Origin of the sequence: Ralstonia sp. A12 (assembly GCF_000801955.1) — a bacterium.
Lineage (GTDB): Bacteria > Pseudomonadota > Gammaproteobacteria > Burkholderiales > Burkholderiaceae > Ralstonia.
Genome location: NZ_JSZO01000007.1, coordinates 356,790 through 382,380 on the forward strand (window position 1 = coordinate 356,790; position 25,591 = coordinate 382,380).

Annotated in this window: 25 protein-coding genes; all 25 read left to right on the forward strand. The window is 62.5% G+C overall.

Going from position 1 to position 25,591, the window contains the following annotated elements; translation table 11 throughout:
* The first annotated feature begins 5 nt into the window (after positions 1-5).
* On the forward strand, positions 6-2,357 hold the full coding sequence (nuoG, locus tag PI87_RS11770) for an NADH-quinone oxidoreductase subunit NuoG (protein WP_039597865.1): 2,352 nt from the start codon (positions 6-8) through the stop codon (positions 2,355-2,357).
* 8 nt (positions 2,358-2,365) lie between these two features.
* On the forward strand, positions 2,366-3,430 hold the full coding sequence (gene nuoH, locus PI87_RS11775; RefSeq protein WP_039597866.1) for an NADH-quinone oxidoreductase subunit NuoH: 1,065 nt from the start codon (positions 2,366-2,368) through the stop codon (positions 3,428-3,430).
* A 23-nt stretch (positions 3,431-3,453) separates the two neighbouring features.
* Positions 3,454-3,942: an NADH-quinone oxidoreductase subunit NuoI gene (nuoI, locus tag PI87_RS11780; RefSeq protein WP_198139547.1), complete on the forward strand. Its 489-nt coding sequence runs from the start codon at positions 3,454-3,456 to the stop codon at positions 3,940-3,942.
* 157 nt (positions 3,943-4,099) lie between these two features.
* Positions 4,100-4,732 carry an NADH-quinone oxidoreductase subunit J gene (locus PI87_RS11785; protein ID WP_039597868.1) on the forward strand — a complete coding sequence of 211 codons (633 nt, stop codon included), beginning with the start codon at positions 4,100-4,102 and terminating at the stop codon, positions 4,730-4,732.
* A gap of 17 nt (positions 4,733-4,749) precedes the next feature.
* Positions 4,750-5,061 carry an NADH-quinone oxidoreductase subunit NuoK gene (gene nuoK, locus PI87_RS11790; protein WP_021194982.1) on the forward strand — a complete coding sequence of 104 codons (312 nt, stop codon included), beginning with the start codon at positions 4,750-4,752 and terminating at the stop codon, positions 5,059-5,061.
* Between the two features lie 30 nt (positions 5,062-5,091).
* On the forward strand, positions 5,092-7,152 hold the full coding sequence (nuoL, locus tag PI87_RS11795) for an NADH-quinone oxidoreductase subunit L (protein ID WP_039597869.1): 2,061 nt from the start codon (positions 5,092-5,094) through the stop codon (positions 7,150-7,152).
* Between the two features lie 12 nt (positions 7,153-7,164).
* Positions 7,165-8,631, forward strand: a complete 1,467-nt coding sequence (locus PI87_RS11800) for an NADH-quinone oxidoreductase subunit M (RefSeq protein ID WP_039597870.1) — start codon at positions 7,165-7,167, stop codon at positions 8,629-8,631.
* Between the two features lie 16 nt (positions 8,632-8,647).
* Entirely contained in the window at positions 8,648-10,123 is a 1,476-nt protein-coding gene (gene nuoN / locus PI87_RS11805) for an NADH-quinone oxidoreductase subunit NuoN (protein ID WP_039597871.1), read from the forward strand.
* Between the two features lie 16 nt (positions 10,124-10,139).
* Positions 10,140-10,445, forward strand: coding sequence for a DUF2818 family protein (locus tag PI87_RS11810; protein WP_039597872.1), 306 nt, complete (start codon positions 10,140-10,142; stop codon positions 10,443-10,445).
* A gap of 45 nt (positions 10,446-10,490) precedes the next feature.
* Positions 10,491-11,120, forward strand: coding sequence for an NUDIX domain-containing protein (locus PI87_RS11815; protein ID WP_052321488.1), 630 nt, complete (start codon positions 10,491-10,493; stop codon positions 11,118-11,120).
* 137 nt (positions 11,121-11,257) lie between these two features.
* Positions 11,258-11,719 carry a DUF1178 family protein gene (locus PI87_RS11820; RefSeq protein WP_039597873.1) on the forward strand — a complete coding sequence of 154 codons (462 nt, stop codon included), beginning with the start codon at positions 11,258-11,260 and terminating at the stop codon, positions 11,717-11,719.
* 84 nt (positions 11,720-11,803) lie between these two features.
* Entirely contained in the window at positions 11,804-13,000 is a 1,197-nt protein-coding gene (locus tag PI87_RS11825) for an acyl-CoA dehydrogenase family protein (RefSeq protein WP_039597874.1), read from the forward strand.
* A gap of 24 nt (positions 13,001-13,024) precedes the next feature.
* Positions 13,025-14,155 (forward strand): acyl-CoA dehydrogenase family protein, encoded by a 1,131-nt coding sequence (locus tag PI87_RS11830; protein WP_039597875.1) that lies wholly within the window; start codon positions 13,025-13,027, stop codon positions 14,153-14,155.
* A 55-nt stretch (positions 14,156-14,210) separates the two neighbouring features.
* The gene (locus PI87_RS11835; protein ID WP_039597876.1) at positions 14,211-14,696 is read left to right on the forward strand and encodes a MaoC family dehydratase; all 486 of its coding nucleotides are present in this window, start codon (positions 14,211-14,213) and stop codon (positions 14,694-14,696) included.
* Positions 14,697-14,735: 39 nt separating this feature from the next.
* A complete protein-coding gene (locus PI87_RS11840; protein WP_039597877.1) occupies positions 14,736-15,215 on the forward strand; it encodes a MaoC family dehydratase in 480 nt (159 codons plus the stop codon).
* Positions 15,216-15,491: 276 nt separating this feature from the next.
* Complete coding sequence (urtA, locus tag PI87_RS11845; protein WP_039597878.1) at positions 15,492-16,754, forward strand: urea ABC transporter substrate-binding protein; 1,263 nt, start codon at positions 15,492-15,494, stop codon at positions 16,752-16,754.
* A 106-nt stretch (positions 16,755-16,860) separates the two neighbouring features.
* On the forward strand, positions 16,861-18,480 hold the full coding sequence (urtB, locus tag PI87_RS11850; RefSeq protein ID WP_039597879.1) for an urea ABC transporter permease subunit UrtB: 1,620 nt from the start codon (positions 16,861-16,863) through the stop codon (positions 18,478-18,480).
* Between the two features lies 1 nt (position 18,481).
* Positions 18,482-19,663: an urea ABC transporter permease subunit UrtC gene (urtC, locus tag PI87_RS11855; RefSeq protein WP_039597880.1), complete on the forward strand. Its 1,182-nt coding sequence runs from the start codon at positions 18,482-18,484 to the stop codon at positions 19,661-19,663.
* The gene (gene urtD / locus PI87_RS11860; protein ID WP_039597881.1) at positions 19,660-20,511 is read left to right on the forward strand and encodes an urea ABC transporter ATP-binding protein UrtD; all 852 of its coding nucleotides are present in this window, start codon (positions 19,660-19,662) and stop codon (positions 20,509-20,511) included. Before urtC ends, urtD begins: the two co-directional genes overlap by 4 nt.
* Before the next feature lie 22 nt (positions 20,512-20,533).
* Entirely contained in the window at positions 20,534-21,226 is a 693-nt protein-coding gene (gene urtE, locus PI87_RS11865; protein WP_039597882.1) for an urea ABC transporter ATP-binding subunit UrtE, read from the forward strand.
* 90 nt (positions 21,227-21,316) lie between these two features.
* On the forward strand, positions 21,317-22,213 hold the full coding sequence (locus tag PI87_RS11870; RefSeq protein ID WP_039597883.1) for an urease accessory protein UreD: 897 nt from the start codon (positions 21,317-21,319) through the stop codon (positions 22,211-22,213).
* A gap of 55 nt (positions 22,214-22,268) precedes the next feature.
* The gene (locus PI87_RS11875) at positions 22,269-22,571 is read left to right on the forward strand and encodes an urease subunit gamma (protein WP_039597884.1); all 303 of its coding nucleotides are present in this window, start codon (positions 22,269-22,271) and stop codon (positions 22,569-22,571) included.
* Between the two features lie 34 nt (positions 22,572-22,605).
* Positions 22,606-23,223 carry a HupE/UreJ family protein gene (locus PI87_RS11880; RefSeq protein ID WP_039597885.1) on the forward strand — a complete coding sequence of 206 codons (618 nt, stop codon included), beginning with the start codon at positions 22,606-22,608 and terminating at the stop codon, positions 23,221-23,223.
* Between the two features lie 18 nt (positions 23,224-23,241).
* Positions 23,242-23,547: an urease subunit beta gene (locus PI87_RS11885; protein WP_039597886.1), complete on the forward strand. Its 306-nt coding sequence runs from the start codon at positions 23,242-23,244 to the stop codon at positions 23,545-23,547.
* Between the two features lie 13 nt (positions 23,548-23,560).
* Positions 23,561-25,279 (forward strand): urease subunit alpha, encoded by a 1,719-nt coding sequence (ureC, locus tag PI87_RS11890; protein ID WP_039597887.1) that lies wholly within the window; start codon positions 23,561-23,563, stop codon positions 25,277-25,279.
* The last annotated feature ends 312 nt before the right edge of the window (positions 25,280-25,591 follow it).

Sequence of the window (25,591 nt, forward strand, 5' to 3'; positions counted from 1 at the left end):
AGAACATGGTTGAAATCGAAATCGATGGCAAGAAGGTCGAGGTTGCCGAAGGCAGCCTGGTGATGGAAGCGGCTCGCCAGGCGGGCACCTACATTCCTCACTTCTGCTATCACCGCAAACTGTCGGTCGCGGCCAACTGCCGGATGTGTCTGGTCGAGGTCGAGAAAGCGCCCAAGGCACTGCCGGCCTGCGCCACGCCGGTCACGGCGGGCATGAAGGTCTTCACCAATTCCGAGAAGGCGGTGAAGGCGCAGAAGTCCGTGATGGAATTCCTGCTGATCAACCACCCGCTGGATTGCCCGATCTGCGATCAGGGCGGCGAGTGTCAGCTGCAGGATCTGGCCGTGGGTTACGGCAAGTCCGAATCGCGCTACCAGGAAGAGAAGCGTGTGGTGTTCCACAAGAACGTGGGCCCGCTGATTTCCATGGAAGAGATGACGCGCTGCATCCACTGCACGCGCTGCGTCCGTTTCGGCCAGGAAGTGGCCGGCGTGATGGAACTGGGCATGCTCAACCGCGGTGAGCATTCCGAAATCACGACGTTCGTCGGTCAGACCGTTGACTCGGAACTGTCGGGCAACATGATCGACCTGTGCCCGGTTGGCGCGCTGACCAGCAAGCCGTTCCGCTATTCGGCCCGTACGTGGGAGTTGGCACGCCGCAAGTCGGTGTCGCCGCACGACGGCCTGGGCGCCAATGTGATTGTTCAGACGAAGAACCAGCGCGTGATGCGCGTGCTGCCGCTGGACAACGAAGCCATCAACGAATGCTGGCTGTCTGACAAGGATCGCTTCGCGTACGAAGGTGTGAACAGCGACGACCGCCTGACCCAGCCGATGCTCAAGCAGGGCGGTCAGTGGAAGGCTGTTGATTGGACCACGGCGCTGGAATACGTTGCCAACGGTCTGAACGAAATCAAGCGCGACCACGGTGCAGAGCAAATTGGTGCACTGGCCAGCCCGCATAGCACGCTGGAAGAACTGTTCCTGCTGCAAAAGCTGGTGCGTGGTATCGGCAGCGACAACGTCGACTTCCGCCTGCGTCAGTCCGATTTCTCGGTCAAGCCGACGGGTGCTCCGTGGCTGGGTATGCCGATCGCCGATGTGTCGCTGCTGCAGCGTACGCTGGTGGTGGGCGCGTTCCTGCGCAAGGATCATCCGCTGCTGGCCGCGCGTCTGCGCCAGGCTGGCAAGAAGGGCGCGCAACTGAATGTGATTGGCGCTGGCGGTGAAGACCTCTTGATGCCCGCCACGCAACTGCTGGGCGCGCCGTCGCAATGGCTGTCGCTGCTGTCGCAAGTGGCCGTGGCGGTTGCTGTTGCCAAGAACGTCGCACGTCCGGCCGGTACTGACGGTATCGAAGCCGGTGACGTTGCCAAGCGCATCGCCGAAAGCCTGGCTTCGGGTGAGCGCCGCGCGGTGTTCCTCGGCAACGCTGCCGTGGCGCATCCGCAGTTCTCGACGCTGCATGCGCTGGCCCAGTGGGTCGCGCAGCAGACTGGCGCCACGCTGGGTTTCCTGACGGAAGCTGCCAACACGGTTGGCGGTTATATCGCCGGCGCGCTGCCGCAAGGCAATGGCCTGCACGCTGCCGCTATGCTGGCACAACCGCGCCGCGCCTACGTGCTGCTGGGCGCCGAGCCGGAATTCGACACCGCCAACCCTGCGCAGGCACGTGCCGCGCTGGATCAGGCTGACACCGTGGTCGTGCTGGCACCGTTCGCTTCGCGCGCCGCGCTGGAATATGCCGATGTGCTGCTGCCGACCGCGCCGTTCACCGAAACCTCGGGCACCTTCGTCAACTGCGAAGGCCTGCCGCAAAGCTTCAGCGGTGTCGTGCGTAGCTTGGGCGACTCGCGTCCGGCCTGGAAGGTGCTGCGCGTGCTGGGCAACCTGCTGAACCTGTCGGGCTTCGACTACGACACCTCGGAAGTGGTGCGTAATGATGTGCTGGCCAAGCCGGTGACCGATCGCCTGTCGAACGTGACGACAGCACAAACCGCCGCTTCGGCCACAGCTGCTGCTGGTGTCGAGCGTCTGGCGGACGTGCCCATCTATCATGCCGATCCGATCGTGCGCCGTGCCGGCTCGTTGCAACTGACGGCGGCTGCCCGTGCTGCGGTTCGCGCTGGTCTGCCGGCCGATCTGTTTGCGCAACTGGGCCTGGCCAACGGCGACGCCGTGCGCGTGACGCAAGGGCAGGGCAGTGTGGTGTTGCCGGCTGTGCTGGACAAGTCGCTGGCATCCGGCGTGATCCGCGTGCCGGCCGCTACCGAGGCATCGTCCAAGCTGGGTGCGATGTTTGGCGTGGTGAGCGTTGAAAAGGTTGAATCGTCCGCGCTGGCGGCTACGGTGTAAGGGTCAACATGATCGAGTCGATTACTTCTTTCGGCACGGCGACCTTCGGCGGCTGGTGGCCGCTGGTTTGGACGCTGGTGCGTGCGGTCTGCATCATCCTGCCGCTGCTGCTGTGCGTGGCTTACCTGATTCTTTGGGAGCGTAAGCTGATCGGCTGGATGCACGTGCGTCTGGGCCCGAACCGCGTGGGCCCGATGGGCCTGCTGCAGCCGATTGCCGATGTGCTCAAGCTGCTGCTCAAGGAAGTCATGGTACCGAGCCAGGTCAGTCGTGGCCTGTACATCATTGCACCGCTGATGGTGCTGATGCCGGCCGTGGCGATCTGGGCGGTGGTGCCGTTCCAGGCGGAAGCCGTGGTGTCGAACATCAACGCTGGCCTGTTGTACGTGATGGCCATCAGCTCGGTGGGTGTGTACGGCGTGATCCTGGCCGGCTGGGCCTCGAACTCCAAGTACGCGTTCCTGGGTGCGATGCGCGCTTCGGCACAGATGATTTCGTACGAAATCGCCATGGGCTTCGCGCTGGTGACAGTGCTGATGGTGACGGGCAGCCTGAACCTGTCGGACATCGTCAACTCGCAGAATCGCGGTTTCTTTGCGGATCACGGCGTGAACATCCTGTCGTGGAACTGGCTGTCGCTGCTGCCGATGTTCGGCGTGTATTTCATCTCTGGCGTGGCGGAAACCAACCGCCACCCGTTTGACGTGGTGGAAGGCGAGTCGGAAATCGTGGCCGGCCACATGATCGAGTACTCGGGCATGGCGTTCGCGCTGTTCTTCCTGGCTGAGTACATCAACATGATCGTCATCTCGGCGATGACGGCAACCATGTTCCTGGGTGGTTGGGCGCCGCCGATCGATGCACCGGTGTTCAACTGGATCCCGGGCTTCTTCTGGCTGCTGATCAAGGTCTTCCTGCTGCTGTCGGTCTTCATCTGGCTGCGCGCATCGTTCCCGCGTTATCGCTATGACCAGATCATGCGCTTGGGCTGGAAGATCTTTATTCCGCTCACCGTGGGTTGGCTGATCATCGTTGCCATCTGGCTGGTGTCGCCGTGGAACATCTGGAAGTAACGGGACAATAGGAAGGCACCATGTTGCTTGCCATCAAGGAATTCTTTAACAGCCTGCTCCTGAAGGAACTCTTCAAGGGGCTGGCGTTGACCGGGCGCTATCTGTTTGCGCGCAAGATTACCGTGCTCTTCCCGGAAGAGAAGACGCCGCTGTCGCCGCGCTTCCGCGGGCTGCACGCGCTGCGTCGTTATCCGAACGGGGAAGAACGCTGCATCGCATGCAAGCTGTGCGAAGCCGTGTGCCCGGCCATGGCCATCACGATCGAGTCGGATCAGCGTGATGACGGCACCCGCCGCACCACGCGCTACGACATCGACCTGACCAAGTGCATTTTCTGCGGCTTCTGCGAAGAGGCTTGCCCGGTGGATGCCATCGTCGAAACGCACATCCTGGAATACCACGGTGAGAAGCGCGGCGACCTGTACTTCACCAAGGACATGCTGCTGGCCGTGGGTGACCGTTTCGAGCCGGAAATTGCGGCGAACAAGGCGGCCGACGCGAAGTACCGCTGATTCAACGCGCCCGTCGCGCGAGTGGTGACGGGGGTGCAATTTAGGCAGTTGAAATTCCGGAAGGACAACGGCTCCTCGTGAGCCAACCAGCTACGGCGGCATCATGCCGCCGCGGCTTTGGACAAGCGCGTGCCGCAAAACGGCCCGCGCCAGGATCATGGAAATCACGACGATCATCTTCTACTCTTTCGCGCTGGTACTGGTGCTCTCAGCGCTGAAGGTCATCACCGCGAAGAACCCGGTGCACGCGGCGCTGTTCCTCGTGCTGTCGTTCTTCACCGCAGCGGCGATCTGGATGCTGCTCAAGGCGGAGTTCCTCGCTATCACGCTGGTGCTGGTCTACGTGGGGGCAGTGATGGTGCTGTTCCTATTTGTGGTGATGATGATCGACATCGACATCGAGCACCTGCGACGGGACTTCTGGACCTACGTGCCGCTGGCAGCGTTCGTGGGCGTGGTCATCATCCTGGAAATGGCCGTTGTGCTGACCAAGACCTTCATGGGTCGCGTACAGCCTGTGCAGGAATTGCCCAAGGGATTTAACGGCCCGAATACGCAGGCGCTCGGCAAGCTGATCTACACCGATTACATCTACGCCTTCGAAGTGGCGGGCATTGTGCTGCTGCTGGCGATCGTCGCCGCTGTGGCACTGACGGCTCGTCGTCGTAAGGACACCAAGAGCCAGAAAGTGGCCGATCAGATCCGTGTGCAGCGCAAGGACCGCGTGCGCCTGGTTTCGATGCCGGCTGAAAAGACGGCAGGCGCAGCTTCGGCTGATTCCAAGAGCTGAGCCCCGGGAGAATCCATATGTCTTCGCTATCCCTTGCCCATTACCTCGTGCTCGGCGCGGTGCTGTTTGCCATCAGCATCGTCGGCATCTTCCTCAACCGCAAGAACGTCATCGTGCTACTGATGGCGATCGAACTGATGCTGCTTGCGGTCAATATGAACTTCGTCGCGTTCTCCCACTACCTGGGTGACCTGGCGGGGCAGGTGTTCGTGTTTTTCATCCTGACGGTGGCCGCGGCGGAATCCGCGATCGGTCTCGCCATCCTGGTGGTGCTGTTCCGTAACCTGGACACCATCAACGTCGACGATCTGGACAGCCTCAAGGGCTGACCGCCGCATCCACCTATAAGAAGCGTTCCAATGGCTACCACGCTCAACCCTAACCTGCTGCTGGCGATTCCGCTTGCGCCGCTGGCCGGCTCAGCGATCGCCGGGCTGTTCGGCACAAAGTTCTTCGGCGAGAAGATCGGCCGCAAGACGTCTCACAGCGTCACCATCCTTGGTGTGGCAATCGCCTTCATCCTGTCGGTGTCGGTGCTGCTCGACGTCATCAATGGCGCCGGCTACAACGCCACCGTCTACGAGTGGATGACGGTCGGCTCGCTGAAGATGGAAGTCGGCTTCCTCATCGATTCGCTCACGGCGATGATGATGTGCGTGGTGACCTTCGTCTCGCTGATGGTGCACATCTACACCATCGGCTACATGCAGGAAGACGACGGCTACAACCGTTTCTTCGCATACATCTCGCTGTTCACCTTCTCGATGTTGATGCTCGTGATGAGCAACAACTTCCTGCAGCTGTTCTTCGGCTGGGAAGCAGTGGGCTTGGTGTCGTACCTGCTGATCGGTTTCTGGTTCAAGCGCCCGACGGCCATCTACGCCAACATGAAGGCGTTCCTGGTCAACCGCGTGGGTGACTTCGGCTTCGTGCTCGGCATCGGTCTGCTGCTGGCCTACAGCGGCAGCCTGAGCTATGCCGACGTGTTCGCTGCCCGTGACAATCTGGCGACCATTGGTTTCCCGGGTACCGACTGGCACATGTTGACGGTCGCCTGTATCTGTCTGTTCATCGGCGCGATGGGTAAGTCGGCACAGTTCCCGCTGCACGTGTGGCTGCCGGACTCGATGGAAGGCCCGACCCCGATCTCTGCACTGATCCACGCGGCCACCATGGTGACTGCCGGTATCTTCATGGTCGCGCGCATGTCGCCGCTGTTCGAACTGTCGGACGCTGCGCTGTCGTTCGTGCTGGTCATCGGTGCCATTACTGCGTTGTTCATGGGTTTCCTGGGCATCATCCAGACCGACATCAAGCGTGTGGTGGCGTACTCGACGCTGTCGCAGCTCGGCTACATGACGGTTGCGCTGGGTGCCTCGGCTTACCAAGTGGCCGTGTTCCACCTGATGACGCACGCGTTCTTCAAGGCGCTGCTGTTCCTCGGTGCCGGCTCGGTCATCATCGGCATGCACCATGATCAGGACATGCGCAACATGGGCGGCCTGCGCAAGTACATGCCGATCACGTGGCTGACGTCACTGGTGGGTTCGCTGGCGCTGATCGGTACGCCATTCTTCTCGGGTTTCTACTCGAAGGATTCGATCATCGAGGCCGTGCGTGAGTCGCACCTGCCGGGCGCTGAGTTTGCTTACTGGGCAGTGCTGGCTGGCGTGTTCGTCACCGCGTTCTACTCGTTCCGTATGTACTTCCTGGTGTTCCACGGCGAAGAGCGTTTCGGCAAGGAGCATACGCACCACGAAGGCAACCACGTCGACGAAGAAGAGACCGCCGACCATCACCATGGTCTGGCGCCAGGCGAGAAGCCGCATGAGTCGCCGTGGGTGGTGACGCTGCCGCTGGTGCTGCTGGCGATTCCGTCGGTGGTGATCGGTGCATGGGCGATCCAGCCGATGCTGTTCGGCGAGTTCTTCAAGCACGGCGTCGCGTTCGCACAGGTGATCTTCAACGGCGAGAACCACGAAGCCATGAAGGTGTTGGGCGAAGATTTCCACGGCTGGGTTGAGATGGCGACGCACGGCTTCACGTCGGCTCCGTTCATCCTGTTGACCGCTGGTGTGGTGCTGTCGTGGTTCTTCTACCTGAAGCGTCCGGATATTCCGGAAGCCATCGCCAAGCGCTTCTCTGGTCTCTACAAGCTGCTGGACAACAAGTACTACATGGACAAGATCAACGAGATCGTCTTCGCCAATGGTGCGGTCAAGTTTGGCCGTGGCCTGTGGAAGGGCGGCGATCAGGGTGTGATCGATGGCGTGGTCGTGAACGGCAGCGCGCGTCTGGTGGGTTGGTTCGCGAGCGTCGTGCGCCTGCTCCAGTCCGGTTACATCTATGACTATGCGTTCGCGATGATTGTCGGCACGGTTGGGCTGCTGACGTACTTCGTGTTCCTGGCGGGCAAATAAGGGATAACAAAAATGGTTCTGTCTTTTGCGATCTGGCTGCCGATCTTCTTCGGCGTGCTGGTGCTGGCCTCGGGCTCAGACCGCAATCCCGGTTATGTCCGCTGGATGTCGCTGATCGGCTCGCTGATCAGCTTCGTGATCACGCTGCCGCTCGTCACGCGTTTCGATAAGACGACGGCTGCGATGCAGTTCGTCGAGAAGTCGAGCTGGATCGAGCGCTTCCACATCAACTACTACCTGGGTGTCGACGGCATCTCGATGTGGTTCGTGGTGCTGACGGCATTCATCACGGTGATCGTGGTGATCGCGGCATGGGAAGTGATTACCGAACGCGTTGCGCAGTACATGGCGGCGTTCCTGATCCTGTCGGGTCTGATGATCGGCGTGTTCGCCTCGCTCGACGGCATGCTGTTCTACGTGTTCTTCGAAGCCACGCTGATCCCGATGTACATCATCATCGGTGTGTGGGGCGGCCCGAACCGTGTGTATGCGGCCTTCAAGTTCTTCCTGTACACGCTGCTGGGCTCGCTGCTGACGCTGGTTGCACTGCTGTACCTGTACTTCCACAGCGGTACGTTTGAGATTCTGCAGTGGCATCAGGTCAAGCTGTCGATGAACGAGCAGATCCTGATCTTCATCGCGTTCTTCATGGCCTTTGCCGTGAAGGTGCCGATGTGGCCGGTGCACACCTGGCTGCCGGACGCCCACGTGGAAGCGCCGACCGGCGGTTCCGTGGTGCTGGCTGCGATCATGCTGAAGCTGGGCGCCTACGGTTTCCTGCGGTTCTCGCTGCCGATCGCACCGGACGCCAGCCATAGTCTGTCGGCGTTCATCATCACGATCTCGCTGATCGCTGTGATCTACATCGGTCTGGTGGCGCTGGTGCAGGCCGACATGAAGAAGCTGGTTGCGTACTCGTCGATTGCGCACATGGGCTTCGTCACGCTGGGCTTCTTCATCTTCAACGAGATCGGTATCGAAGGCGGCATCGTCCAGATGATCTCGCACGGCTTCATTTCGGGCGCGATGTTCCTGTGCATCGGCGTGCTGTATGACCGTGTGCACTCGCGCCAGATCGCAGATTACGGCGGTGTGGTGAACACGATGCCGAAGTTTGCCGCGCTGTCGGTGTTCTTCGCGATGGCCAACTGCGGCCTGCCGGCAACCTCCGGTTTCGTTGGCGAATTCATGGTGATCCTGGGTTCGGTCAAGTACAACTTCTGGATTGGCCTGCTGGCTGCCACCGCACTGATCTTCGGCGCTGCGTATTCGCTGTGGATGGTCAAGCGCGTGATCTTTGGTGACGTGACGCACAAACACGTTGCTGAGCTTCAAGACCTGAACGCGCGTGAATTCTTCATGCTCGGCGTGCTGGCGATCGCGACGCTTTACATGGGCCTGTATCCGAAGCCCTTCACCGATGTCATGCATGCGTCCGTGGTGAATCTCCTCACCCACGTGGCTCAGAGCAAGCTGTAAGCGGGGAGAAGAAACCATGCAAATGTCCTCATCCTTGGCGGCTATCGCCCCAATCATCTTCCTCGCGCTCGGCATTGGTGCCGTCAACTGGATCGACCTGGCGCGTGGTCAGAACCGCAGCAGCGTCGCCTATCCGGTGGCGCTGGTCATTACGCTGGTGCTGACCGTCTGGTTTGCGCTCAACGCAGCAACCGGCGAAACACACTATGTGTTCAGCAACCTGGCTGTGATTGACCCGATGGCCAATGTGCTGTCGTCCGTGGCAGCACTGGCCGTGTTCGTGACGCTGGTCTACACGCGCAAGTACCTTGACGATCGCGGCATGTACAACGGCGAGTTCTACATGTTCGCGCTGTTCACGCTCGGCGGTCAGGTGGTGATGATCACCGGCAACAACTTCCTGACGCTGTATCTGGGTCTGGAACTGCTGTCGCTGGCTTCGTACACGCTGGTGGCGCTGCGCCGTGGCGCGAATGTCTCGTCGGAATCGGCGATGAAGTACTTCATCCTCGGTGCGCTGGCGTCGGGCCTGCTGCTGTACGGCATGTCGATGATCTACGGCGCGACGGGTTCACTGGATCTGGGTGAAGTGTTCCGCCAGATCAACACCGGCAATATCAACAAGACGATTCTGGTGTTCGGCGTGGTGTTCCTGGTAGCCGGTTTGGCATTCAAGCTGGGTGTTGCACCGTTCCACATGTGGGTGCCGGACGTGTACCAGGGTTCGCCGACGGCCGTGACGCTGCTGATTGCCGGTGCGCCGAAGCTGGCTGCATTTGCGATGACGCTGCGCATCCTGGTTGAAGGCCTGCTGCCGCTGGCGTTCGACTGGCAGAACATGCTGATTGTGTTGGCTGTCCTCTCGCTGGCCATCGGCAACATCACCGGCGTGGTGCAGACGAATTTCAAGCGTCTGCTGGCCTACTCGACGGTGTCGCACATGGGCTTCCTGCTGTTGGGCCTGCTGTCGGGCGTGAGCGCCGGCAAGCCGGACCTGACGGCCCAGGCGTATAGCGCTTCGATGTTCTACGCTGTGACCTACGTGCTGACCACGTTGGGCGCCTTCGGCATCATCCTGCTGCTGTCGCGCAAGGGTTATGAGGCGGAAGAGATTGCCGACCTGAAGGGCTTGTCGAAGAAGAGCCCGTGGTTTGCGCTGCTGACGCTGTTCATGATGATGTCGCTGGCAGGTCTGCCGCCGACGGTCGGCTTCTACGCCAAGCTGTCCGTGCTGGGAGCGGTAGTTGACGCGGGCATGCCTTGGCTGGCCATTGTGGCCGTGCTGTTCTCGCTGGTGGGTGCGTTCTACTACCTGCGCGTCATCAAGGTGATGTACTTCGACGCACCGGCTGACGACGTTCCGGTGGAAGCCACCTTCGGTCTGCGTTCGGTGCTGTCGGTCAACGGTGTGCTGGTGCTGCTGCTGGGTATCTTCCCGGCCAGCCTGATGGCCCTGTGCTACCAGGCAATCCGCCTGACGCTGGCCTCCTAACCACCAGGCGCAAGCAATGAACGCATCGACGGGCGGTCTGTTTGTCATCGTGTTGGCACTCATCTGTGCCAACCTGCCGTTCGTCAATCAACGCGTGCTGGCCCTGGTGCCAGCACGCTGGCCGCGCAAGCCGTTCTGGCTGCGCGGTACCGAGCTGATCGCCATGTATGTTGTGGTGGGGTTGATCGGCTTCGGCATTGAATCGAGCCAGGGTAATGCCTTCCCGCAGGGCTGGCAGTTCTACGCAATCACCGCTTGTTTGATGCTGGTGTTCGCGTTTCCCGGCTTTACGTGGCAATACCTCGTTCGCCACTCCCGTTGATCACCCGCCGGGCAGGCACCCGCTGTCTCGGCATGAGAGAGCGCCATGTCCGACACCAATCCCGCATCCACGATCCCTGCATCGGCTGACACGACGTCCAATCAGGACGATCGGGACGCCGGCCTGCGCGAGACCCAGGTCGCCTCGGCGTTGATGCATCAGGGCAAGTTCCTCACGCTCAAGCAAGACATCGTTCGCCTGCCGGATGGGCGTAACGCCAGCCGTGAATACCTGATTCACCCGGGCGCGGTCATGATGATCCCGCTGTTCGACGACGGCACTGTGCTGATGGAGCGCCAGTTCCGTTACCCGGTTGGCAAGGTGATGATCGAATTCCCCGCGGGCAAACTTGACCCGCAAGAGGGCGCACTGGCATGCGGCAAGCGTGAGTTGGTTGAAGAAACCGGCTACACGGCTGAGCGCTGGGACTACCTGACGCGCATCCATCCGGTCATTTCGTATTCCACGGAGTTCATCGACATTTATCTCGCCCGCGATCTCAAGCAGGGTGAGGCGAGGCTCGATGAAGGCGAATTCCTTGAGACGTTCATCACGTCGGCGGGCCAGTTGATTGACTGGGTACGCGCGGGCAAGATTTCCGACGTGAAGACCATCATCGGTACGTTCTGGCTGGAGAAGATTCTGTCAGGTGCGTGGGCGCCAGGTGCTGCCTGAGCCGCTTGCATATCCGTCTGCCCCCCCTCTTTTTCCCGTTGCCGTTACGATAGCGAACGACCGTGCGAAAAAATTAGCACGACCGTTCACAAATTTTCGAATCGGGGATACACTCATCCCCATGCGCTGGACCGATCATGAAAGTGCTGGACCTCCGCTGTGCCAATGACCACCGCTTCGAAGGCTGGTTCGGCTCTGATGCCGACCTGCAATCGCAGCAAGAACGCGGGCTGTTGACGTGTCCGGTCTGTGGCCATAACGAGGTTGAGCGCTTGCCGAGTGCGCCGCGCCTGAATCTGTCGTCGTCACGTGCGGATGCTGCCCAGAAGGGCGCCGCCGCCCGCGCGGCCGAAGGCGAGGGCGGTGTGCCCGCAGCCCTGCAACAGCTCTATCTGAAGGCCGTGCGGCATGTCCTGGCCAATACCGAGGATGTCGGCGAACGGTTTGCAGAAGAGGCGCGTCGCATGCACTACGACGAAGCGCCGGAGCGGGGCATTCGCGGGACGACGTCTCGGCAGGAAGCGCAGGAACTGGCAGAGGAGGGCATCGAGGTGATGCCGTTGCTGGTGCCGGACGCGCTCAAGCAGCCCGTGCACTAGCTGCCCTGATTCAGGTCCGCGCCGGTCCGACAGAACGTGCTTCGCCGATTTGCCACGGTGGAGCGCCAACCACAGGAGACAGGCATGGATCTGAACTACTCGGCGGCCGATGACGCGTTCCGCCAGGAAGTCCGCGGCTGGCTGGAAGCCAATTTGCCCAAGGACATTCAAGACAAGGTGTTGAACCACCGCCGGCTGAACCGCGAAGATTTCGTTCGCTGGCACAAGGCGCTCGCGGGCAAGGGCTGGTCGGTCCCGCACTGGCCGGTCGAGTGGGGCGGTACGGGCTGGTCCCCCATCCAAAAACATATCTGGGACGAAGAGTGCGCACAGGTTGGCGCGCCCGGCGTGCTGCCGTTCGGCGTCAGCATGGTCGCGCCCGTCATCATGAAGTACGGCAATGAAGCGCAGAAGCGCTACTTCCTGCCGCGCATCGTCGATTGCACCGACTGGTGGTGCCAGGGCTACTCTGAACCGGGCTCCGGTTCGGATCTGGCCTCGGTCAAGACCCGCGCCGTGCGCGAGGGCGATCACTACGTCGTCAACGGCCAGAAGACCTGGACCACGCTCGGCCAGCATGCCGACATGATCTTCTGCCTGGTTCGTACCGACCCGGACGCCAAGAAGCAGGAGGGCATCTCGTTCCTGCTGATCGACATGAAGACGCCGGGCATCACCGTGCGCCCGATCATCATGTTGGATGAGGAACATGAAGTGAACGAGGTGTTCTTCGACAATGTGAAGGTGCCGGTCGACAACCTCATCGGCGAGGAAAACCGCGGCTGGACGTACGCCAAGTACCTGCTCGGCCACGAACGCACCGGCATTGCACGCGTGGGCAACTCCAAGCGTGAGCTGGCATTCCTCAAGCGCGTCGCGCTGCAGCACCAAAAGAACGGCAAACCGCTGCTGCAGGACCCGGTGTTCGGCGCCAAGGTGGCGTCGCTGGAGATCGAGTTGCTGGCGCTTGAGATTACCGTGCTGCGCGTGGTGTCGAGCGAGAACGCCGGCAAGGGCCCTGGCCCCGAGGCATCGCTGCTCAAGATCAAGGGCACGCAGATCCAGCAGATGCTGACCGAGCTGATGGTCGAGGCCGTCGGCCCCTACGCCCAGCCGTTCGACCCGAGCTACCTGGAAGGCGATACGCCCGATGCGGCGACCGGCGACAACGATGCCGCACCGCTCGCACCGTACTACTTCAACTATCGCAAGACCTCCATCTACGGCGGGTCGAACGAGATCCAGCGCAACATCATCTCGCAGATGATCCTCGGCGTCTGATCAGAACGGATAACGGAGACAACAATGGATTTCTCGTTCACCGACGAACAGAAGCAACTGGCCGATGCGGTGCGCCGCTTTGTCGATAAGGACTACGGCTTCGAGGCTCGCAACAAGATCGTGTACTCGCCAGAGGGCGTGTCGCAGAGCGCCTGGGACAGCATCGCCGAACTGGGCTTGACTGCGCTGCCGGTGCCGGAAGCGCAAGGTGGCTTCGACGGCCGTGCGATGGACCTGTTGGTGGTGATGCAGCAGTTGGGCCGTGGCTTGGTGGTGGAGCCGTATCAGGCGACCGTGCTGGGTGCGCAGGCGCTCAAGCTTGCGGGCGGCCAGGATGCGCTGCTCGAAGAAGTGGCCGGTGGTACCGTCAAGCTGGCCATTGCCTTCAGCGAGCGCCAATCGCGCTACGAACTCTTCAACGTCACCACGCGTGCTGTGCAGCAGGGCAGCAGTTGGACCATTACCGGCGAGAAGGCCGTGGTCGTGCACGGCGCGCAGGCTGACAAGCTGATCGTCTCGGCTCGCACGGGCGGTGAGGCGCGTGATACCTCGGGCCTGTCGTTGTTCGTGGTCGACCGTGATGCGGCTGGCGTGACGGTCAAGGACTACCGCACCATCGACAACCTGCACGCTGCAGACATCCGCTTTGACAACGCAGCGGCCACGCTGCTGGGCAAGGCTGGCGACGCATGGGAAACCATCGATGCCGTGGCCGATCTGGGTTGCGTGCTGCTGTGTGCCGAGGCCGTCGGCCTGATCGACGCGCTGAACGCCGCTACGCTGGAGTACACCAAGACGCGCCAGCAGTTTGGTGTGCCCATCGCCCGCTTCCAGGCGCTGCAGCATCGCATGGTCGACATGTTCATCCACGCTGAGCAAGCGCGTTCGATCACGTACCTGGCGGCTGCGCACTTTGAAGATGGCGATGTCGAGGCACGCCGCCGTTATGTGTCGGCAGCCAAGGCACGTGTCGGTCAGGCTGCGCGTGACGTCGGCCAGGAAGCTGTGCAGTTGCACGGCGGGATGGGCGTGACCAACGAACTGCCGGCCGCGCACATGTTCAAGCGGCTGACGATGATCAACACGACGCTCGGCGACGTGGACCATCATCTGGCCCGCTTTGCATCGCTGCCGGGCTTCCAGCACGCAGCGTAACGGCAACCTCAGCGCCCCGCGGTCATGCGGGGCGTTGTCATTTATAGGAGGCGATATGGTGGAGAACGAAAAGGCAGAGGCAACGCTACCGTACGAGTTCTACTTCGATGACTTTGAAGTTGGCCGTACGCTGGAAATGGGCACGTACACCGTCACCGAGGAAGAGATCCTGACCTTCGCGCGACAGTACGATCCGCAGCCGTTCCACGTTGATGCAGAAGCGGCCAAGCAGAGCATCTACGGCGGCATCATCTCCAGTGGCTGGATGACATGCTCGATCATGATGCGGTTGATGGTGACGGGTTTTCTCGGTAAAGCCGCTAGCATGGGCTCGCCGGGTGTGGATGAGATTCGTTGGATGAAGCCGGTGTATCCGGGTGACACGCTCTCGGTGTCGAGCACGTGCATGGAGATCAAGCCGTCGCAGTCGAAGCCCGACCGCGGTGTGGCGATCAACCGCTGGGAGGCACGCAACCAGCGCGGTGAACTGGTCTGCACCGTCACCGGCATGGGCTTGTTTGGGCGGCGTCCGAAAGGCTGATCGAATCGGCGATCACACAACAACAAGGAGACAACCGAGATGCGCATCATCGAGTCGCTCGACGAGCTGCGGGGAATGATCGGCCAGGAAGTTGCGGTGAGCGACTGGACCGAGATCACACAACAGCAGGTCAATCTGTTTGCCGAGGCCACGGGCGATCACCAGTGGATTCACGTGGATGTGGAGCGCGCGAAGCGTGAGTCGCCATTCGGGGCGCCGGTGGCGCATGGTTTTCTGACGCTCTCGCTGCTGCCGATGCTGATGGCGAATGCGCTGGAGATGCCGGACGTGAAGATGGGCGTGAACTACGGCCTGAACAAGGTCCGCTTCACGGCGCCGGTGCCGGTGGGCAGCCGCGTGCGTGCACGTGTGAGCTTGGTGGAGATGGAAGCGCTGCCGCCCCTGCCCAATGCACCGACGCTCACTGGTGCGCAGATGACCTGGGCGGTGACCATCGAACGCGAAGGGCAGGAGCGCCCGGTGTGCGTGGCGGAATCGATCTCGCGCCGGTATTCTTGAACGGCGTTTTTTCGCAAGCTCCAGAGGCCGGCGCAATGCCGGCCTTTCTTTTTGCGCGGTTTCTCCTTGCGCTCCGCCGGTTTTGTGCTTGTCCGCGCGTGCCCCACGCGTGCGCATGGCTATCACTGAATGCGCGGATTTGGCGCGTGCTCAGGCCCATTTCGGCACCGTTTTGGCGCGAATTTCCCATCAAACGAGCCAAACACGGTGGCACGGTAGTTGCAATTTTGGCTCCCGGGAGTCGTTCTCGCCACCAACAAAACCGAAGGAGCCGCAATGAAACGTCGTGCGCTGTTGAAGCTGTCGGCCGTCGCCGCAGCAACGCTGTTGTCCGTCTCGAACCTCGCGTTTGCTCAGGCAAAAGAGCCGATCAAGGTCGGTATCCTGCATTCGCTGTCGGGCACCATGGCCATCTCCGAAACGTCGCTGAAAGACGTGGCGCTGATGACGATCGACGAGATCAACAAGAGCGGTGGCGTGCTCGGCCGCAAGCTCCAGCCGGTGGTGGTGGACCCGGCCTCGAACTGGCCGCTGTTTGCCGAAAAGGCGCGCGGGCTCCTGACGCAGGACAAGGTGGCCGTGACGTTCGGCTGCTGGACGTCGGTGTCGCGCAAGTCGGTGCTGCCGGTGTATGAAGAGCTGAACGGCCTGCTGTTCTACCCGGTGCAGTACGAAGGTGAAGAGATGTCGAAGAACGTCTTCTACACCGGTGCCGCGCCTAACCAGCAGGCCATTCCGGCGGTGGAATACCTGATGAGCAAGGAAGGCGGCGGTGCCAAGCGCTTCTTCCTGCTGGGTACCGACTACGTGTACCCGCGCACGACCAACAAGATCCTGCGCGCGTTCCTGCACAGCAAGGGCGTGAAGGACAGCGACATCGAAGAGGTCTACACGCCGTTCGGCCACTCCGATTACCAGACCATCGTCGCCAACATCAAGAAGTTCTCGCAGGGTGGCAAGACAGCCGTCATTTCCACCATCAACGGTGATTCCAACGTGCCGTTCTACAAGGAACTCGGCAACGCCGGCCTGAAGGCCAAGGACGTGCCGGTGGTGGCGTTCTCGGTGGGTGAAGAGGAACTGCGCGGCATCGACACCAAGCCGCTGGCCGGCCAGCTTGCTGCATGGAACTACTTCATGTCGGTCAAGAACCCTGTGAACGATGATTTCAAGAAGAAGTGGGCCGCATGGGTGAAAGCCAACAACCTGCCGGGCGGCGACAAGCGCGTCACCAACGACCCGATGGAGGCCACCTACGTCGGCATCATGATGTGGAAGCAGGCCGTCGAGAAGGCCGGTACCACCGACGTGGACAAGGTGCGCCAGGCGATGTACGGCCAGCAGTTCAAGGCGCCGTCCGGCTTCACGCTGGTGATGAACAACAACCATCACCTCAGCAAGCCGGTGATGATCGGCGAGGTGAAGGGCGATGGTCAGTTCAACATCGTGTGGAAGACGCCGACGGTGATCCGCGCCAAGCCGTGGAGTCCGTACATTCCCGGCAACGAGGGCAAGCCTGACATGGTTGCAAGCAAGTGATGTGATCAGGCGGACAGGTCACGTGACTCATGTGGCCTGTCCTTTGAACGACGCTGTACGACGTGGCGGACCGGCCTCGACACCGGCCGCCACGCATCGGATTGCCATGATGCGCTTGTCCCGCTTTTTTGCCGCGCTGCTCTGCGCGCTGTGCCTGGCCGCCGTGCCTGCTGCCACTTCGTGGGCCGCAGGGCAGCCGCTCACCCAGGCCGATCTCAAGCCCCTGGCTGAAGACGACTTCGACGCCAAGGTAAAAACGCTCAACGCGCTGGCCGCCGCACCCGCAGAGCAGGCCGGCCCGATTCTGCAAGCGTTGCAGAACGATGCGCTGTTCTTCGCGCCCGCTGCCGGCATGGTGCGCCAAGATGGTGAGCGCTATCTCGATGCGATCTCCGGTCAGCCGGTGACCATCAAGGCGGACGATCTGCAATCCCTCACGTTGAACAACGCGCTGCGCTCGCAAGTGGATAGCGCGGCGAGCGGCTTCGTACTGCAATCGCCGGACCGCGCGGTACGTGCGCAGGCGGTTGATACGCTGCTGGCGCATCCGGAGACGGCCTCGCGTCCGATCGTCGATGCCGCACGCAAGCACGAGACCGATCCCGAGCTGCGCACCAAGCTGCATCTGCTGTGGGCCAACCTCGCACTCGACGACGGTACGCATGCCGAGAAGCTCGAAGCGCTCAAGCTGCTCGCAAGCGATACCAACCCGCAGACGCGCCAGCACATCGCACCGCTGCTTGCCAAGGACAGCGGGGCGGATGACGAACTGCGCGCTGCCGCTCAACAAGCGCTTGATAGCCTGTCGTCGCAGGAGCGCAAGTCTGAACTGATCGGCAACCTGTTCGCCGGGCTGAGCCTGGGCTCCGTCCTGCTATTGGCTGCCCTGGGGTTGGCGATTACCTACGGCCTGATCGGCGTCATCAACATGGCGCACGGCGAGTTCCTGATGATCGGTGCATATGCCACGTACGTGGTGCAGACGCTCTTCCGCACCTACCTCCCGAACGCGTTCGACTGGTATCTGCCGGCAGCGCTGCCCGCGGCCTTCCTGGCAGCAGCGGTGGTCGGCTTTGCACTGGAGCGGCTGGTGCTGCGTCACCTGTACGGCCGCCCGCTGGAAACACTGCTCGCCACCTTCGGGATCAGCCTGCTGCTGATGCAGGCTGTGCGCTCCATCTTCGGCGCGCAGAACGTGGAGGTGGCCAACCCGAGCTGGATGAGCGGCGGCATTGCGCTGATGCCGGGGCTGATCCTGCCGTACAACCGGCTGGTGATCCTGCTGTTTGCACTGGCGGTGGTGGCGATTGCATGGGCGGTGCTCAACCGCACGCGCCTGGGCCTGTTCGTGCGCGCGACCACGCAAAACCGCACGATGGCCGCCTGCGTTGGCGTGCGCACGTGGAAGGTCGATAGCTATGCGTTTGCGTTTGGCGCAGGCATTGCGGGGCTGGGCGGCTGCGCGCTCTCGCAGATCGGCAACGTCGGGCCCGACCTCGGCCAGAGCTACATCATCGATTCGTTCATGGCCGTGGTGCTGGGTGGGGTGGGGCAGTTGGCGGGCACCATCATCGGTGCGTTCGGGCTGGGGCTCATCAACAAGTTCATCGAGCCGTTCTATGGCGCGGTGCTGGCGAAGATCATCGTGCTGGTGCTGATCGTGCTGTTCATCCAGAAGCGTCCGCAGGGCCTGTTCGCCCTCAAGGGCCGCAGCGCTGAGGCCTGATATGACAACCCAATTCAAACTGGATATTCCCGCGCGCATGCCGCTGCTGACGCGGCGCGGGTGGTCTGCGCTGGTGCTGGTGTCGCTCATCGTTTGCATTGGCGCACCGGTGTGTGCGCTGCTGGTGCCGGAGGGCAGCCCGCTGCATCTGTCGGCGTATGCGCTCACGCTCATCGGCAAGATCATGTGCTACGCGCTGGCGGCATTGGCGCTCGACTTGGTGTGGGGCTACTGCGGCATCCTGAGCCTCGGCCACGGCGTGTTCTTCGCACTGGGTGGTTATGCGATGGGCATGTACCTGATGCGCTCCATCGGCCGCGAGGGCGTGTACAAGAGCGACCTGCCGGACTTCATGGTCTTCCTCGACTGGAAGGAGCTGCCCTGGTTCTGGCACGGCACCGAGCACTTCGCCTGGGCCATGCTGCTGGTGATTCTGGTGCCCGGTGTGCTGGCGTGGCTGTTCGGCTTCTTCGCGTTCCGCTCGCGTGTGAAGGGCGTGTACCTGTCGATCATCACGCAGGCCATGACGTACGCGGCCATGCTGCTGTTCTTCCGCAACGAAACCGGCTTTGGCGGCAACAACGGCTTTACGGATTTCAAGCGCATCCTCGGCTTCCAGGTTTCCGCATTGCCGACGCGCACCGTGCTGTTTGTCACGACCTTCGTGGCGCTGGTGCTGGCCTTCATCGCCTGCCGCGCGATCGTCACGTCCAAGTTCGGGCGCGTGGTCACAGCCATCCGCGATGCCGAGGCGCGCGTGATGTTCTCCGGCTACAACCCGCTCGGCTACAAGCTCTTCGTGTGGACGTTCTCGGCCGTGCTGTGCGGCATTGCGGGCGCGCTGTACGTGCCGCAGGTCGGCATCATCAACCCGGGGGAGATGTCGCCGGGCAACTCGATCGAGATGGCCGTGTGGGTGGCCGTGGGTGGGCGCGGCACGTTGATCGGCCCGATCATCGGCGCGTTCCTCGTCAACGGGGCCAAGACGCTGCTGACGGCATGGGTGCCGGAGTATTGGCTGTTCGTGCTCGGCGCGATCTTCGTGCTGGTGACGCTGTACTTGCCGAATGGTGTGCTGGGGTTGGTTGGCAAGCTGCGCGCGCAAAAGCGTGTGCCCACGCAAGCCAAGGCACCTGAAGCCGCGACCGCCACTGCCGCACCGCCCGCCGGAGACCACGCATGAGTACCTTCACCGAACTCCCCGACCGTGCGGAGACCGGCACCGTCACCGGCATGGGCCACCTGGTCGAGCCGGATACGATTGACGTTTCGCACGGTGCCATCCTGTATCTCGAAGACGTGACGGTGCGCTTCGGCGGCTTCCGCGCACTGAACGCACTCACGCTGTCGATCGATCACGGCGAGCTGCGCTGCATCATCGGCCCCAACGGCGCAGGCAAGACCACGATGATGGACGTGATCACCGGCAAGACCGGGCCGCGCAATGCGGATGTCACGGGCCGCGTCTTCCTCGGCCAGAGCATCGATTTGCTGCGTCTGACCGAACCGCGCATCGCGCAGATCGGCATCGGCCGCAAGTTCCAGAAGCCGACGGTGTTCGAGCAGCACACCGTGTGGGAGAACCTGGAACTGGCGATGAAGGCCGACAAGCGCTGGTGGGTATCGCTGCGCGCGCGCCTGCTGAACGACGGTCGCCAACGCATCGAAGAAACGCTCGGCCGCATCCATCTGGAAGCCGAAGCCTATCGGCCCGCGGGACTGCTGTCGCACGGCCAGAAGCAGCGGCTGGAGATCGGCATGTTGCTGATGCAGCAACCGCAACTGCTGCTGCTTGACGAGCCCGTCGCCGGCATGACGGACGAAGAGACGATGCAGCTTGCCGCGCTGCTCAATGGTCTGCGTGGCTCGTGCTCGATCATGGTGGTGGAGCACGACATGGAGTTCGTCGCTGCGCTGGCGGGCGATACGGGGCGCGTGACCGTGCTGGCCGAAGGCAGCGTCCTGGCCGAAGGCACGCTCGATGCCGTCAAGCGCGACGAGCGAGTGATCGAATCCTACCTAGGGCGCTAAGGCGAATTTTGGGATACATGCGATGCTGCAAATCCAGCAACTGAACCAGTTCTACGGCGGCAGCCACATCCTGCGCAACGTCAGCTTCGAGGTGCCCACAGGCAAGCTGACCACGCTGCTCGGCCGCAACGGCGTCGGCAAGACGACGCTGCTCAAGTGCCTGATGGGCGTGGTGCCCACCGCCAGCGGTGCGATCGATTGGGAAGGGCGCACCATCCAGAAGTTGCCCGCCTACGAGCGCGTCTCACAGGGCCTCGCCTACGTGCCGCAGGGCCGCGAGATCTTTCCGCGCCTGACGGTGGAGGAGAACCTGCTGATTGGCGCGGCCACCAAGCGTGCGCCGTCCAAGGTGCCGGATTCGATCTACGCGCTATTCCCGGTGCTCAAGGAGATGAAGGCCCGGCGCGGCGGAGATCTCTCGGGTGGTCAGCAGCAGCAACTCGCCATCGGCCGCGCGCTGATGAGCGAGCCACGCCTGCTGATTCTCGACGAGCCGACCGAAGGCATCCAGCCGTCGATCATCCAGGAGATCGGCCGCACGCTGCGCAGGCTGGTGGATGAGTTCGGCATGTCGGTGCTGCTGGTCGAGCAGTACTACGACTTCGCCCGCAGCATTGCTGACCGCTACGTCGTCATGAGCCGCGGTGAGGTCATCGCCCAGGGCGATGGCGCCAACATGGAGGCCGACGGCGTGCGCGATCTGGTCGCCGTTTGATGCGCGGGAGTCCTGCAAAAAAAGTCGAGTGCGGAAGCCGTCGCATCTGGCTATGATGAGAAAATTCCTAGTCCCAGCGCTGCACCCCTGATGCGCCATCCCGATTTTCCTGTCCCGCCGCAGACCGATTCTTTCGCGTCCTGGGAGGCCTCACTGCGCTTGGCATTTGCGCGGCGTGAGGCGCGGACAGTGCTGGCGTCGTGTCGCCATCAAGGGCCGTTGCGCGTGCAGAAGGCGCTGTACCCGGAAGGCGAAGGGGTGTGCCATGTCGTGATGCTGCACCCGCCCGCAGGCATTGCAGGCGGCGATGTACTCGACATCGACATCGAACTCGGCGCGCAGTCGCACGCCGTGCTGACCACCCCCGGCGCCACCAAGTGGTACAAGTCGCGCGGCCGCACGGCCACACAGCGGGTGGCGATCCGTCTGGAGGCCGGCGCCCGGCTCGACTGGCTGCCGCAGGAGAACATCGTCTTCAACCAGGCGCGCCCGATCATCGAGCAGGCGTTGGACATGGCGCCCGGTGCCAGTGCCATCGGCTGGGATACGACCATGCTCGGCCGCCACGCCGCCGGTGAATCGTGGGCCGACGGCCACATCGTCATGCGCACCGATTTGCGTTGCGGCGGCCAGCCGCTGTGGATCGAGTCGGCGGCCTTTGATGCGCAATCGCCCCTGCTGAATGCGACCACGGGCATGGCCGGCTTCCACGTTGTCGGCACGCTGTGGGCGGTGGGCGAGGGCGCGACCGAAGCGCTGGCCGAGGCGATGGCTGAACACCTGCCGTACAACGACAACCTGCGTGCTGGCGTGACCTGCTTGATGCACGACTCGCAAGACGCGCCCGGCCTGCCAAACGTTTTGCTGCTGCGCGTGCTTGCACGCCGGCCCGAAGATGCACGCGCCTTGCTGTCACAGACCTGGCTGGCGCTGCGCGAACCGATACATGGCGTGACGGGCCGTCCGCTGCGCTTGTGGTCCACATGATGGCAACGTAACTGCACGCTGCTTAACCTAGACCCTCACCGAAGAGAGCCCCCTCGTGGAACTGACCCCGCGCGAAAAAGACAAGCTGTTGATCTTCACCGCCGCCTTGCTGGCCGAGCGCCGCAAGGGCCGTGGCCTCAAGCTCAACTACCCGGAAGCCGTCGCCTTCATCAGCGCCGCCATCATGGAAGGCGCGCGTGACGGCCGAACCGTGGCCGAGCTGATGCACTACGGCACGACGCTCCTCACGCGTGAAGACGTGATGGACGGCGTGGCCGAGATGATTCCCGACATCCAGGTCGAAGCCACCTTCCCGGACGGCACCAAGCTTGTCACCGTCCACCATCCCATCGTTTGAAGTCAGCACGCCACGCACCCTCACGAGTCCAGTCATGACGCACACCCTGTCTCGCTTTGTCCGGCCCGCTGTGGCCATTGCCCTCACGTTGGGCGCTTCTGTCGCCTTCGCTCATCCGGGGCATCCGGGTCATACCGCAGAGGGCAGCCTGCTCGCCGGTTTCCTGCATCCGCTCACGGGTGCCGACCACCTGTTGGCGATGGTGGCCGTGGGCGTGTGGAGCGCGCTCGCCTCGCGTTCGGTGCGTGATGCGCTGTGGGCGCCGGTCGCCTTTGTCGCGCTGATGGTCATGGGTGCCATGCTCGGGGCAGGCGGCGTGGCATTGCCGATGGCAGAGCCGATGATTGCCGCATCACTGCTGGTGTTCGGCCTGTTGATTGCCGCACGCGCGCAACTGCCGACGTGGGGCGGTGCGCTGCTGTGTGGCGCGTTTGCGCTGTTCCACGGCTATGCGCATGGCACCGAATTCCCGGCTGGCGCGCAAGCGATGTTCCCGTACTTCGTCGGTGGCTTTGCCGTGGCGACGGCACTGCTGCACACCGCCGGCATCGGCGCAGGGTTTGCGCTCAAGCCGCGTCTGGCCTGGCTGGCGCGCCTGTCGGGCGTGGGCGTGGCGCTGTACGGCGCGGGCCTGCTGGTGGCGGCTGTCTGAACGGTAAAGGACGCAATCATGATCCCCGGCGAACTCCTACCGCAAGACGGCGAACTCGAATTGAACGTAGGCCGGCCCACGCTGACGGTCACGGTGGCCAACACGGGTGACCGCCCCGTGCAGATCGGCTCGCACTACCACTTCTTTGAAGTCAACGATGCGCTGCGCTTTGACCGCGAAGCCACGCGCGGCTACCGGCTCAACATTGCCGCCGGCACCGCCGTGCGCTTCGAGCCGGGGCAGGAGCGCACGGTTGAACTCGTGGCGCTGGCCGGTGACCGCGTGGTCTACGGCTTTGCCGGCCGCGTGATGGGCAAGCTCTGAACGAGGCACGGACATGACATTGAAAATCTCCCGCCGCGCCTACGCGGAAATGTTCGGCCCCACCACCGGAGACCGCCTCCGCCTGGCCGATACCGACCTCATCGTCGAAGTCGAACGCGACTTCACCATCTACGGCGAGGAAGTGAAATTTGGCGGTGGCAAGGTGATCCGCGACGGCATGGGCCAGAGCCAACGCGAATCGAAAGACTGCGCCGACACCGTCATCACCAACGCGCTGATCATCGACCACTGGGGCATCGTCAAGGCCGACATCGGCTTGAAGAACGGGCGCATTGCGGCGATCGGCAAGGCGGGCAACCCGGACATCCAGCCCGGCGTGACCATCGTCATCGGCCCCGGCACCGAGATCATCGCGGGTGAGGGGATGATCGTCACGGCCGGTGGCGTCGACACGCACATCCACTTCATCTGCCCGCAGCAGATTGACGAAGCGCTCAACAGCGGCGTGACGACCATGATCGGTGGCGGCACGGGCCCGGCCACCGGCACGTACGCCACCACCTGCACATCTGGCCCGTGGTACATGCAGCGCATGCTGCAGGCTGCCGATGCCTACCCGATGAACATCGGCTTCCTGGGCAAGGGCAACGGCAGCCTGCCGGGCGCGCTGCGCGAGCAGGTCGACGCGGGCGCCATCGGCCTGAAGCTGCACGAAGACTGGGGCTCTACGCCTGCCGCCATCGACTGCTGCTTGGGTGTGGCGGATGACACCGACACGCAAGTCGCCATCCACACCGATACGTTGAACGAATCGGGCTTTGTCGAAGCGACTGTCGCGGCGTTCAAGGGCCGCACGATCCACACGTATCACACTGAAGGCGCGGGCGGCGGGCATGCGCCCGACATCATCCGCGTGTGCGGCGAGTCGAACGTGCTGCCGTCGTCCACCAACCCGACGCGGCCGTTCACCGTCAACACGCTGGACGAGCACCTCGACATGCTGATGGTGTGCCATCACCTGGATGCGTCCATCGCCGAAGACATCGCCTTTGCCGAGAGCCGCATCCGCCGCGAGACGATTGCTGCGGAGGACATCCTGCACGACCTGGGCGCGTTCTCGATGATCTCCAGCGACTCGCAGGCCATGGGGCGCGTGGGTGAAGTTGTGCTGCGCACCTGGCAGACCGCGCACAAGATGAAGGTGCAGCGCGGCAAGCTGGCGGGGGACCCGAATGATGCGCGGGGTGGGCACGATAACTTCCGCGTGAAGCGCTACGTGGCGAAGTACACGATCAACCCGGCGTTGACGCATGGCATTGCGCATGAAGTTGGGTCAGTCGAAGTCGGGAAGTGGGCGGATCTGGTGCTGTGGCGGCCGGCGTTCTTTGGTGTGAAGCCTAGCCTGATCTTGAAGGGCGGGATGATCGCTTCGGCCGCGATGGGCGATGCCAATGCGTCGATCCCGACGCCGCAACCTGTCCACTATCGGCCGATGTTTGGGTCGGCGGGTGGGGCGTTGGGGCGCACTTCGCTGACTTTCCTGTCGCAGTCGGCCGCTGCTGCTGGTGTGGCGGAGCAGTATGGGTTGGCCAAGACGACGGCGGTGGTCAAGGGCACGCGTACGGTTACCAAGACGCACATGATTCATAACGACTGGCAGCCGGATATCAGCGTCGATCCGGAGACGTATCAGGTCGTGGCCGACGGTATGGTGCTGACGTGCGAGCCGGCTGAGGTGTTGCCGATGGCGCAGCGGTATTTCTTGTTTTAGTTGGTTCTTGGGGTGGGCTTTTTGTTGTTGGTCCATCCCCTGTTTCACCCCCTGCCGGGGGCGACTCACTTTCTTTGTCTTGCCAAAGAAAGTAAGCAAAGAAAGGCGCGCCCGAGATGGCGACACCCTCCTTGAATTTTCGTAACCGGGCGGAGACGGGGAAAACTCGCTGCGCTCAAACAGTTCCCCGTCTTTTTTCCGCCCGCTTACGAGAATTCAAGGCGCCATCAAGGGCAGGAAAGTCAACGGACAAACCGTCGCGGAACGGAAGTGAGCGCCAAGGCTCAGTTGAAGGCGTGAGGCGTGAGGCGT